This is a genomic window from Streptomyces sp. CC208A, assembly GCF_030010625.1.
Taxonomy (GTDB): Bacteria; Actinomycetota; Actinomycetes; order Streptomycetales; family Streptomycetaceae; genus Streptomyces.
In genome coordinates this window covers 1-11,179 of record NZ_JASCXN010000017.1, presented here as the reverse complement: position 1 = coordinate 11,179, position 11,179 = coordinate 1, and the positions used below count along the sequence as shown (strand labels likewise).

The following is an 11,179-nucleotide window of genomic DNA, read 5'->3' as shown; positions in this document are numbered from 1 at the left end:
GGGCAGGGGGCGGATGGTTCAGCGGCTGCGACCGCTCGCGGGCGGCGGCCACGGCGGGGAGCTCGGGCCTGCCGGCGGGGTCGCACGGCGAGCGGCGAGGGACTGGACACGTTCTTTGAGGGCGGAGGTGACGAGGACGGCGAGCACGTCTGTGGTCTGACGCGTGACGATGCTCGGATCGCGGGTCGGCAGACCGCGCGAGCCGTGGGTGCGCAGCACGGGGCGGGGGTCGGCGAGTGCGGTGGTGAACGCGGTGACCAGGTGGGCAGGGGTGTGCTCGCCGAAGCGGGCCTGCCACACCGGCCGGTTGCGGCCCAGCGTGGCCGTGACGAACCAGGCGCCTGGTTCCTCCGCGCTGCCAAGACGCTGGACGTGCACGGTGCCGTCGGGGGAGACGGATCCCGGCGCGCCGACGGCGGGGGCCCAGGCCATCTCCCGGAGCGGCTCGTACGGGTCGGATGGTGCGCTCGCGGCCGGGGCCGGACCGGTGAGGGCGTCGGTGACGGCGGCAATGAGTTCGACCGGCGTACGGGCGCCGAAGCTGGCGTACCAGGCGGGCCGGTCGGGGCCGGGGGCGTGCTGCAGGGTCCACCACTGCCCGTCGGGGTCGGGTTCGAGGTTAAGGATGGCCTTCTGGTCGGGGCTGGAGAGCAGGACGTGCGGCATCAGGGGGTCGTTGCCGTGGCTCCAGCCGCAGGCGCGGTGGAGGGGGACGGTGATCCAGGCCGGGTCGCCGCCGCCGGCGAGGTGGCGCGGGGTGATGAAGTCGACCTCGATGGTCTCGGGGGCTGGGGACATGCTCATCTCCGTATCGAAGTACGGCGGTCGGGGGCTCAGGCGAGGGCGTCAGGAGGTGCGTCGGGGCGCCGGCGGTGAGGCGGGAGGCGGGGCCGGCGGCGCAGGAGTGATGGCGCGGCGGGCGGCGAGGTGCTCGATCCGCTCGGGCAGCGCCCGGGCGACACGCTCGGCCGGCTGCTCCTGCCAGTGCAGGGTGATCCGGCGTCGGGAGAGACCGACGGTCTGCTCACGGGTGCGCAACACCGGCTCGGGATCGGAGAGTGCCCGCATGAACGCGGCCACGAGGACTCGGGGTGTGGCGCCGGCGAACCAGGCGTGCCACACGGGGTCGTCCTCGTCGACGCTGGCGGTGATGCGCCAGTTACTGCTGCCGGAGACGCTGTGGCGCTCGCCCCTCACGCGGCCGTCCGGCGAACGGAACGCCCCGTTGTGGATGGAGTCCCATCCGGCCTGCCACAACGGCTGGTAGGGCGCGGTTATCGCCCGCGCGTCGTAGCCAGGGTCGGTGAGCGCGTCGGTGACCGCGGCGATCAGCTCGACGGGCGTACCCCCGTCGAAAGCGGCGCTCCAGACCGACCCTGTGCGGCCGTCACGGTGCGAGAGGCGCCACCACGGCTCGTTCAGACGGGGCTCGAGGCGCAGCATCGACTTCTGGTCGGGGCTGGTCAGGACGACCCGGGGCATGAGCGGGTCGTGGCCGTGACTCCACCCGGCACCGGCGTGCAGGGCGGCGGTGACCCAGGCAGGGTCGCCGGGGCTGGCGAGGTAGCGGGGCGAAATGAGCGCCTGCTCGACCGCGATGCTCACCTGCTCCTCCCCGCCGGGCGGTGTGCCGGTGACGCCGTCGGGGCCGGTCCGGCGCCCGCGACCCGTGCGGGCGCCTTGAGAGCGACGGCGTGGATGTCGAGGAGGGCCCGGCCCTGGGTGGCCCAGGTGTTCAGGTAGTCCCACGCCTCCTCGTTGCGCTCGGCAAGGGAGTCGACGAACTCCTTCTGCGGCACCGGCGGCAAGTCCCGCCGGGCTTCGCGGACCTCGGCATGCCCGCGCCGGAGCGTCTCCAGCTTGTCCAGGGCGCGGGTGAGCTCGGCGAGCTGCCAGGCCCATCGGGGCTCGACATCGGCGGCGTTGAGGTGCTGGAGCTGGACGGCGGCGGTGGCGAGCAGCTCCCGGGCCGAGGAGCGGACCGGCTGGAAGGCGCGCCAGGTCTCGGCGTCGCGCTGGACCATGCGCCAGCCGTACGACGAGGTGTCGTACGGCCAGCCGCCGGAGTCGGCGTCGGTGTGCTGGTCGGAGTAGGCGTCCCAGGCGGCGAGGATCGCCTCGCTCTCGGTCATGTACACCTTCAGCCGGTGGAGCAGGAGGGCGTGGCGGTCGGACGGGGAAGGGGGTGGTGTGGTCAGGGTGTTTCCTTGGGTCGATGGCGGTGGTCAGCGGCTGCGGGCGGGAGGCGCGATTGCGGGTGTGTGCGGCGTCGGCTTGGCCGCGACCGGTGTCGTGGCGGGACGGGGCCGGCGGGCCTGGGCGAGACGCTCCTGGTGCGCGGCCACGATCTGTTCGCCGATCACGACCTCCCGGCCCACGGTCAGGTGCGGGCTTTCGTCGATGGCGAAGCGCGGGCGCGGCACGGGTGCCGGATCGGACAGGGCGGTGGCGAGGGCACCGAGCACATGGCCGGGCGGGATGTCCAACGAGGCCCGCCACAACCGCCCCTCGGGCCCGTACGGTCCCCGGTGGCGTGCGACCTCGATCTCCCAGCCGCAACGGCCCATGGAGGGCGAGATCCGCTGTTCGACCAGCACGGTGCGGTCGGGCGACACGATCCGGTGACTGCCGAGCACATCGGTGGTGTGCTCCCAGCCGCGTTTTGCGAGGACGGCCGCGAAGCCTTCCCGGGCGCTCCCCTCCGGTTCGGGGAGCAGGAGGGTGTCGGTGAGCGCGGCGACGATCTCCACTGGCGTGTCGCCGCTGAACGCGGCGTACCAGTGATCGGGGCCGAGCCCGCTGTGCACCGTCCACCAGGCGCGCGTGTACTGGGCGGAGGGCTTGAAGACCAGCTCGTGCTGCTGGTCGGGGCTCTGCATGCGGATCGCCGGGTGCAGCGGGTCGCAGGGCACGCTCCAGCCGGCAGCACACAGGGCGTGTGTGACGTGCCGGGGGTCGCCGGGGCCGGCGAGGTAGCGCGGGGAGACCGGCGAGCCGAGCTTGCTCGCGTATTCGTGGGCGAAGGCGTCCAGCTGACGCCGGGTGATCATGGTGGTGGCTCCGTCGGAGAGGTCTAGCAGCGGCTGCGGGCGGCGCCGCCGGCCGTGGCGTACGGGCGGGCCGTATCCGGCTTGCGGGTGCGGGGCCGGGCGGTGGCCCAGGAGTGGCGGGCCCAGGTCGCGGCGCGGGCGGCGGTGATGCGGGCCTGCTGCCAGGCGCCGAGCTCCGAGGGCCGCACCGACACCGACGTCGTCCGGATCCGCTTCGAGGGCGGCACGTGACCGCGGGGACGCATGACCGGCTGCGGGTCGGCGAGCGCCATGGAGAAGTGCTCGATCAGGTGCATGGGGGTTGTGGCCGAGAAGACCGCGTCCCAGGTCCGGCCGTGCTCGGTGCGGGCTCCGGCCCACCAGTGGGCCTGGCCGGGTCCGGTCTGGTGGAACTGCAGCCATGCGTTTCGGTCGGGGCTGACGGCGGTGAAATGCTGGGAGCGCTCGGTCTGCCAGTGCTGCTGCTGGAGCGGCGCCCAGGGGTTGGGGGCGTGGGCGGAGCGCTCGCGGGTGAGGGCGTCGGTGAATCCGGCGACGATCTCCACCGGAGTCTGACGCGTGAACGTGACCTGCCAGCCGGGCTCGGTCGCGGTGGGCTGGCCCTGGATGTGCCAGCCGCCCGGCCGGCCGTTCGGGTCGTAGACGACGCGGGCCAGGTGGTCGGAGCGGTCGAAGACGAGCGGCCCGCCTGTGGTCGAGCGGTCCGTCCAGCCGGAGGCGCGCAGGAACTCGGTCACGTGCCGCAGGTCGCCGCCGCCGGCCAGATGCCGGGGCTCGACGAGGTAGTGCTGCTCGGCGTGATCACTGTCGCCCCAGTTCGGGTGCTGCTTGGGGGTCACCGGTGCCTCCGTACGACGAGCGGTGCCGGTGCCGGGGGCCTGGCGGTTTCACCGGCGGAAGGGCCGGGGGCAGCGGAGGCGGTGAGGGTGTCGAGGTGTTCTTCGAGGTCGAGACCGATGTCGTGCAGTTCGTTGGCGGCGCGGCCCAGCGCGAGCCATACCTCGGGCGGCAGCAGCCCGCGTGTGGCCTGGTCCTGGGCGAAGCGGCTGGCGGTGGCGGCCAGATTGGCGAACGCGGCCAGGGCGCCGTGCTCGGGGTCGAAGACGTCGGCCAGGACGGCCACAGTGTCGGATGGTGTGCCTGGCTGAGTCAGGTAGTCGTTGAGGTGGTCGAGCCGGGTGGCGATGCTGCGGGCCTGGTAGGCGCCGTAGGTCGTGGGAGCGGGGCGTTGGTTCAGCATGGGCCTCCAGGAGGCGGCGGGAAGGAGTCCCGGAGCGGGGGCGAGGGTCAGCGCCGGGGACGGGTGGGGCCGACGGCCGGCGGTGGCGGGGGCTGGGAGGGCCCGGCGGTCCGGCTCTGGGAGGCGCGGTGGGCCTGCATGGCCTGGGCCCAGGCGGTCACGTCGAACTCGTCGGGGTCGATGTTGACGTTGTACCCGGCGACAAGGAGCGGGAGGATCGCGCGGGTGGCGAGCTGGCGCTGGGCCTCCTGACTCAGGCCCTCGGGGGTCTCGTGCCAGGTGTAGACAGGGCCGTCGGTCTCCTCCCTCAGGCGTTCCAGCCCGACGGCGTCGAGCAGGTCGAGGAGTTCTTCGGGCGCGTCGGCCCGGCTGACGATGTGGAGCCGGTCCGGGTGGCCGGTCTTGCGGTAGATCTCGGCATCGGTGCCGTTCTCATCGGCGGCGTTCAAGGCGTACTCCGTGCAAGAAGAGGGGGCGAGGCTGGTGGCTATCGGCGTGGGGCCGGCGGCTTGGCTGCTGTGCCTGCGGCGGGCGGGGGCGGTCCGAACGGTGGGGCGGGTGACGGGGTGCGGGCCGCTTGCGTGCGCAAGTCCTCGATCTCCCTGGCCTTCCTGGACAGCACGGTGGTGATGTCCATCAGACGTTGGACCGGTCCGCCGGCCAGGGGCTCTGCTGGTACCTGGTTGCCCCAGGACGTCCACACGGAGACCAGCACGTCTCGGAGCCGGGGCAGCACGCCGACCTCCGGCGCGGCGATCTCCGCCATCACCTCGGCCAGTACGTGCGGCTTCGACCGGCGAGCGGTTTCGGACAGCCGGGCGAGGTATCGGAGGGCGGCTTCCCGGTCTCCGTCCGGGGTGGTGAGGACGTTGAGCTCGGGCGCGAGGTAGACGCTGTAGCCGACGACAAGCAGTGCGTGGGCAGCGGCTGTCGCCCCGATGCGCTGCTGCTCGACGGGCATCGCGACCGGCTGGCGGTGGTAGTGGGTGCTGGGACCGGGGTGTTGGGTGAAGCCGCCGGTGGTCTGCAGGATGCCGGCCGCGCGCTGGTCTCCGCCGATCGCGAGGACCAGCCCGGTCCGCGGGTCGCGTGTGATGGTGACGTAGTCGGGGAGGAGGAACTTGGGCTCCTGCGCGGGGTCGTTCATCGGCTGCGGGTGGCGGACGGAGCGGTGCGGGCGGCCAGGGGCCGGGCCGCGGCGAGCGCGGGGCGGGCGGGGTGCCGCATGCCGATGCCGACGCCGAGTTCGGCGAGCCGTGCGCCGACGGCCCGGACGGACTGTGCCTGCACGGCGGTGTCGTCGCCCGGCAGGACGAGGAGGTTCGTGGCCGTGTCGTGGTGGAAGCCGTGCTCGGCGAGCAGCTTGGTGAGCGGGGCGGACTCGGGGACCGGGGTGGTCAGGGCGTCGTCGGCCCAGGTGAGCTCGATCTGTTCGGGCAGGGGCGAGGCGAGGGCGGCGGCGTTGCGGCGGGCGTGGGCGACGGCGTCGGCGTAGCGGGGGAGCAGGTGGAGCGTGACGGCCTCGGCGGCGTGGAAGGGGTCGGCGGGAACGGCGAGTCCGTCGGGCTCGCGGACACCGGCATACGCGGCAGCCGGCAGGCCGGCGGGGGCCATGGCGGCGACGAGGAAGCCTTCGGCCTGGTCGAGGCGGTCGATGACGAACAGGCGGGTGCCGTCATCGCGAGTGAGGACCGCGCAGTCGTAGACGCCGTAGGTGGCGATGGCGTGGGCGGTCTGGTCCATGTCCCACACCTCGGCGGCGAGGTGGCCGTAGTCGGTGCCGCCGTGGTCGGGGTGGTACTGGCTGGTCCACCGGCCGGGCAAGTCGCCGGCGAGGACGGTGGCGAAGGACGCGAGGTCGCTGGGGGCGGTGTCGTGCACGGGAGTCCTTGAGGCGTGGGTCAAAGGCGCCGGGCCGGCGGCGGGGCGGGCAGCCGGGGCGGCAGGGTGGTCAGGGGGCGGGGGAGGAATGCTTCGCGTTCGGGGGCGGCCACTTCGCTCGGGCAGGACCGGCGGGCGGGGTGGGCTTCGTGCCGGTCGGCGAGTTCGTTGCGCAGCCGGTGGACCTCGGTGGCGACGATCGCGAGGTGGTGGCCCGCCCGGTCGCGTACGACGGATGCCGTGTGCCGGTCGAAGCCCAGGTCGAGAGTCTCGAAGAACTCCGCAGTAGCGTCGAGGACTTGGAAGATTGCGGCCAGGACTCCGTCGTGGGCGGCGGTCAGCTCGGTCAGGATCGCGGCTGCGTCCTGGGCGGTCGCGGCCTTGCGGAGGTCGTCGGCGAGGGCGGCGACCTGGGCGCCGAGGGGCAGCTGGCGGGCGGTGTGCTGGTCGGTGTCGAACGGCTCATCGCAGGTCACCCAGTAGCCGGCGGAGAGGAGAGCGGACACCGCGGCGGTGGCCAGGGCGTCCCCGGCGGCCTGGTCGAGACCGGCAGGAGTCCGGTGGAAGTTCCCGAACGAGGAGGTCACGTGGATGAAGCCGGTGCGCTGCAGGATGCTGTGGGCTTCCGCGTCGCCTCCGTGGGCGAGGACTTCGGACGAGTGCGGATCGCGCCGCACGTCGATGTAGCGGTCGTCGGGCTCCAAGCGGTACTTCCCTATCACGTCATGGGCCGGGCTCCCGTTCTGGCCGCTGCGGGGCGGGCGGGGACACCCGGCGCGGGGGGTGTGGGTGCCGCGGCCTGCGGGCGGCTGAGGGTGGTGGCTGTGGTGGTGAGGTCCTGCTGGAAGTCGCGCAGGCGGCGGGCCGTCCACTCCAGTTGGTGCGCGGCTTCTCGGACGTGAGCCTGGGGATGCCCGACGAGGCGCTGGGCGAGGTGTTCGATGACGTCGCGAGCGCCGGCGAGCGGGCCGGAGGTCTCGTCGCCGACCTGCGTGAGCAGCATGGCCGCCCGCTCGGCGGAGTCCGCGACGCCTGGCGTGGCGGGCCGCCGGGGGGAGATGAGGCCGAGGTCGTCCTCGAGCCGCCGGGCCTCACGGGCCAGGCGGCCCAGCAGACCGGACGGAAGCGGCTGCCAGGAGCCGTCGGGGCGGATGAGGCTGGCGATCAGGTCGAGCCGCCTGGGCTGGGCCTGGACGGCGATCCACCGGCAGCCCTGCTCGTCGCCCGGGACCGCGATGCGGGCGGCCCGCGCGAATCGGTGCGCGATCTCCGACCACTCCGGCCTCGTCAGGTCCCGGTCGCCCGGGGCGAGGCGGACATCGATACGGAAGATGGCACTCCGGTCCTCCCCGGTGCTCTCGGCACCAGGACGTCCGAGCGAGGGTTCATCGAGGTACTCGGCCCAGTCCACCGAGGACCAGCGTTCTGGTTCACCGTCCGCTGACGACGTGTCCCATTCCGCCCCGTACGCCACCAGGTTGTTCGAGATGAACCTGTCGGAGGTGGAGATCGTACGGTCGCCGATGGTGGAGAGCACGGGCCCGGCTGCGTCGACACGTGCGTGCACACGGGGGATCACCGGCCGACCGCCTTGGCGTCGTCGGCGTGGAGGAGCTGGCCGAGGTCGGTGACCCGGTACCAGCCGAGGTCGACCGGTTGCTCGCCGAGCACCTTCGGCAGCAGGTGGTCCTCCAGGGCGCGCAGGTAGATCAGGCAGTCCGGGCACCTTTTGGAGAGGTGGACGAGGTAGCGGGGGTGGCCGGTGATGAACGTCTGCGCGCCGCCGTTGGGGTTGCGCAGCCGCCACCCGTCCTCGTCGGTGGGCGTGTGCCACGACGGGGTCACGACGGTCATCGCCTCGCCCCACAGTTCGCCGTCGGCGACACCCTTGATGACCACGACCTGGTCGCCGGGGGCGAAGTGGGCGTGGGTGATGTCCCGGTTGCCGGTGATCGTGTCGGCGGGCGCGAAGCCGGGGCGGGTGGGTTCGGGCATGGCAGAGTCCTTCCGCAGAAAACCGCAGGTGGCGGCTGAGGTCGTGACTCCATGTTCGGGAAAAAACCCGGTTTACCTAACCGGGAATTGTGCGCTATATATATGCGCCCTCATCCCGGCGGCGCGGCCTTCTGCCGGTGTCATCGGTAAGGGTTTTCGGTGCCGATGTCGTCGCTCGTGGCGGCGTCGAGCAGTTCCGGAAGGTCGTTGGCGTCGGCCTCGCGCTGGTCGATCCACCACCCGGCATGGCCGATCGTGCGGACCTTCTCCTCCAGCACCGCCCAGTCCTCCTCGGTCCAGTTCCCTTCGGTGACCAGCGCCGTGTACGCGGCGGTGACCAGAGCGAACCGGGAGCGCTCGCCCCAGGAAAGGGCCCGCTCGGACCCCTCCAGCGGCGGCATGCCGAACCGCTCGGCCCACTCGGTGGCCGCCGCCTGCTCCTCGGCGCGCCGGGCGGCGAGCCACTGCTCCTTCGCGACGGTGTCGGCGTCGCGCGCCGCCTTCCAGCAGGCGCTGCAGTCCCTGGCTTCGAGCCAGCGGGCGAACCCGGCCCGGCGGTCGGCAGCCCGGTCGGACAAGTTGTGGGTGACTTCGTGTCCACAGCTGTGGATGACGGTCCAGGAGGTCTTGACCCCCGGGGAATTCCGTTTGATGGACGTTGCGTTCGAGGTCGGGCTGCTGGTCTGGGGCTTCAAATTGGGTGCCTTTCGTTGGCGGTTGGGGTGGTGGTCTGCGTCGTCGCGGTGGGTCGTGCATCAGATGCACGGTTCATGCGGCGGACGGAGGTGGTTTGGGGTGCGTGGCGGTGGTCTCGGGGACGCTTCCGCCTTCTGCGTCGTCAGCGTGTCCTGCGGATGGCGTCTGTGGCCGCGGTGGCGATGGCGGCGGGAGCGCTGGAGGGCCGGGGAAGGTGGAGCAGGGTGGTCCCCGGCAGGTGGCGGGACTCCGCGGTGAGGGTGAGCTGGAGTACGGCGCAGCCGGCGGTCGTGAGCTGCTTGACGCGGGTGACGGCTTGAGCGGTTTCGTCGCTGTTGTACTGGGCGTCGGTGACGATCACGAGGAGGCGGCCGGCGCCGGGGTGGCTGAGTTCGAGGCCGTGGTCGAGTGCGTCGATGGCGTCGCCGAGGTTGTGGCTGCCGCCGTTGGCATTGAACGTCGTCACGCGCTCTGGCGCCCGGTGGGTGGGCCGGGTCAGTGCGGTCAGATCATGGTCGTAGGCGATGGTGGCGGTACGGGAGTCGGGGTCGGTCAGGGCTGCTGCGCGGGCCACGATCCAGGCAGCGGAGGCGACGGGCCCGCAGGCGGCACGCATGGAGCCGGAGACGTCCACCGCGATCCCCACGCGCAGGGGTGGCGTGGGTGAGTTGCGGCGCCGGGTGTGGGTGAACGGCTCTGCAGTGGGTATCGAGCCGGCGGCACGCTGGGCGTCACGGGCGAGGGCCTGGCGCATGTTGAGGCGGCCGGGCGGGGTGGGGCTGGTGATCCGCTCCTCGGTCCGCTCGCGGTAGGCGGCGGCGCGAAGGGCGCGGCTCAGACGGGCGGCGGCGCTCTGCTCGGCGGCGGTGGGCCGCCGGGTTCCGGTGACGGGGTTGCTGTAGGGGGCCGGTGTGCCGTCGGGGGTGACGGTGGCGCCGCGGGGGTTGAAGACCGACTTGGCGGTGGCGGCGGCCTTGCGTCGCTGGCCGGCCTGCTGGGCGCGGTCCTTGGCCTGTGCCCTGGACCGTGCGGCCACGGCGTTGTTCGCGGCTGCGTGTGCCGCGAGGTCGGCGGCGTCGTTGGCGGCCATGTTGTCCATGACGACCGTCACGGCACCGGACAGCAGATCGCTGAGGTTCTCCGGCACGGGCTGGGAGGGGGCGGCGGCGCCCAGGGCGTCGCACCAGTCCTGGGCGTGCGCCAGCATGGTCGTGGCGTCGTGGTCGGCACACCGGTGGGCTGCGGACCAGATACGGGTGAGGGTGGCCAGCAGGTCGGCGCCCAGCACCTTTTCGCACAGGTCGGCGACGGCCTGGGTCTCGCCGGCATCCAGGATGCCGGCGTCCCGGCGGCCGAGGATCAGGGCCGCGATGCCGGCGGCGTGCTCGATGCCCTGGAGGGTGGGGTGGGCGATGTCGGGCATGACCAGGGTTCGGGCACTGGTGCGCAGGTACGTGCGGTCCGTGGGCCGCCTGGTCAGGTGTGCGCCTTCGACGCGGCTCTCCTCCAGCAGGAGCGCGGCCTCGACGACGCGGGGGTTCGCTCCGGCAGGCGCCGTCCAGACGGAGTGGGCCGCGTGCGCGGCCTCGTGGACGAACACGCCCCAGGCGGCCGGGTAACGCTCCTCGTCGCCCACGACCCGCGGATGGATCTCGTGAGGCTTCAGCGGGGCGAACAGACCGGCGTCGAACTCGACCTCGCCCAGAGAGGGGAAGAACGCGGCCGGTGCGCCGCTGCGCGTGCCGGGGCGGCAGGTGACGAGGAGGTCCTGGCGGCCGGAGAGGGCGACCAGACGGTCGCCGAGTTCGGCTCCCACGCGAAGCCACGCGTCCGGGGAGGTGCGGGGTTGCGCGGGCGGGGCGCCATCGTCGTCCCATCGCGCGAGGTCGGCGTCGTCATCCGGCGTAGTGGCCGGGACCTGGACGTGGCGGTGGGCGCTCATCGCGAGCGGCCCCGGTGCGCGGAGACGGCGCTGCCCGGGGGCTGCCGGACGGCCGAGGCGGGGAGCTGCTTGCCGAGGGTGAGAGGCGCGATCGTCTTGACGCCGACAGCCTTGATGACGGCGTCGGCGACGGCGTCGCGATCCTCCACCGGAGCGATGCCGACCAGGTTCGCGAGCGCGGCTTTCGTGCCGAGGACAGCCTCGGTCCGCTGGTAGCTCAGCAGCTCCCGCAGCTGGGGGGCCCAGCCCAGCTCGCCGAGTTCGACCTGGCGGGAGAGGTGTCGGGCGACCCGGACCACCCGGGCGTCGATCTTCAAGGCCAGGGCGAGGTCGTAGTCCGTGCCGATCTGGATCTGCACGCTGAACCGGCTCGCG

General features: G+C 72.9%; 14 protein-coding genes and 1 pseudogene. All 15 read right to left on the bottom strand.

Annotated features, from left to right (window positions below; translation table 11 throughout):
* Positions 1–18: 18 nt before the first annotated feature.
* The gene (locus QK442_RS19275; RefSeq protein ID WP_282695329.1) at positions 19–798 is read right to left on the bottom strand and encodes a DUF317 domain-containing protein; all 780 of its coding nucleotides are present in this window, start codon (positions 796–798) and stop codon (positions 19–21) included.
* 48 nt (positions 799–846) lie between these two features.
* The gene (locus QK442_RS19270) at positions 847–1,605 is read right to left on the bottom strand and encodes a DUF317 domain-containing protein (RefSeq protein WP_282695208.1); all 759 of its coding nucleotides are present in this window, start codon (positions 1,603–1,605) and stop codon (positions 847–849) included.
* Positions 1,602–2,132, bottom strand: coding sequence for a hypothetical protein (locus QK442_RS19265; protein ID WP_282695207.1), 531 nt, complete (start codon positions 2,130–2,132; stop codon positions 1,602–1,604). Before QK442_RS19265 ends, QK442_RS19270 begins: the two co-directional genes overlap by 4 nt.
* A gap of 93 nt (positions 2,133–2,225) precedes the next feature.
* Positions 2,226–3,050 carry a DUF317 domain-containing protein gene (locus tag QK442_RS19260; protein WP_282695206.1) on the bottom strand — a complete coding sequence of 275 codons (825 nt, stop codon included), beginning with the start codon at positions 3,048–3,050 and terminating at the stop codon, positions 2,226–2,228.
* 23 nt (positions 3,051–3,073) lie between these two features.
* Entirely contained in the window at positions 3,074–3,889 is an 816-nt protein-coding gene (locus tag QK442_RS19255) for a DUF317 domain-containing protein (protein ID WP_282695205.1), read from the bottom strand.
* A complete protein-coding gene (locus tag QK442_RS19250) occupies positions 3,886–4,290 on the bottom strand; it encodes a hypothetical protein (RefSeq protein WP_282695204.1) in 405 nt (134 codons plus the stop codon). Before QK442_RS19250 ends, QK442_RS19255 begins: the two co-directional genes overlap by 4 nt.
* Positions 4,291–4,337: 47 nt before the next feature.
* Complete coding sequence (locus QK442_RS19245; protein ID WP_282695203.1) at positions 4,338–4,739, bottom strand: hypothetical protein; 402 nt, start codon at positions 4,737–4,739, stop codon at positions 4,338–4,340.
* Between the two features lie 38 nt (positions 4,740–4,777).
* Positions 4,778–5,437, bottom strand: coding sequence for a hypothetical protein (locus QK442_RS19240; protein WP_282695202.1), 660 nt, complete (start codon positions 5,435–5,437; stop codon positions 4,778–4,780).
* Complete coding sequence (locus tag QK442_RS19235) at positions 5,434–6,171, bottom strand: hypothetical protein (RefSeq protein ID WP_282695201.1); 738 nt, start codon at positions 6,169–6,171, stop codon at positions 5,434–5,436. The genes QK442_RS19240 and QK442_RS19235 overlap by 4 nt, the downstream gene beginning before the upstream one ends.
* A 20-nt stretch (positions 6,172–6,191) precedes the next feature.
* Positions 6,192–6,875, bottom strand: a complete 684-nt coding sequence (locus tag QK442_RS19230; protein ID WP_282695200.1) for a hypothetical protein — start codon at positions 6,873–6,875, stop codon at positions 6,192–6,194.
* A gap of 14 nt (positions 6,876–6,889) precedes the next feature.
* Positions 6,890–7,738 (bottom strand): relaxase/mobilization nuclease, encoded by an 849-nt coding sequence (locus QK442_RS19225; protein ID WP_282695199.1) that lies wholly within the window; start codon positions 7,736–7,738, stop codon positions 6,890–6,892.
* A gap of 8 nt (positions 7,739–7,746) precedes the next feature.
* A complete protein-coding gene (locus QK442_RS19220; protein ID WP_282695198.1) occupies positions 7,747–8,166 on the bottom strand; it encodes a hypothetical protein in 420 nt (139 codons plus the stop codon).
* A 140-nt stretch (positions 8,167–8,306) separates the two neighbouring features.
* On the bottom strand, positions 8,307–8,777 hold the full coding sequence (locus QK442_RS19215) for a hypothetical protein (protein ID WP_282695328.1): 471 nt from the start codon (positions 8,775–8,777) through the stop codon (positions 8,307–8,309).
* 227 nt (positions 8,778–9,004) lie between these two features.
* A complete protein-coding gene (locus QK442_RS19210; RefSeq protein WP_282695197.1) occupies positions 9,005–10,804 on the bottom strand; it encodes a hypothetical protein in 1,800 nt (599 codons plus the stop codon).
* A pseudogene (locus QK442_RS19205) lies at positions 10,801–11,179 on the bottom strand (hypothetical protein); the annotation flags it as partial. The gene QK442_RS19210 and the pseudogene QK442_RS19205, both read right to left, overlap by 4 nt.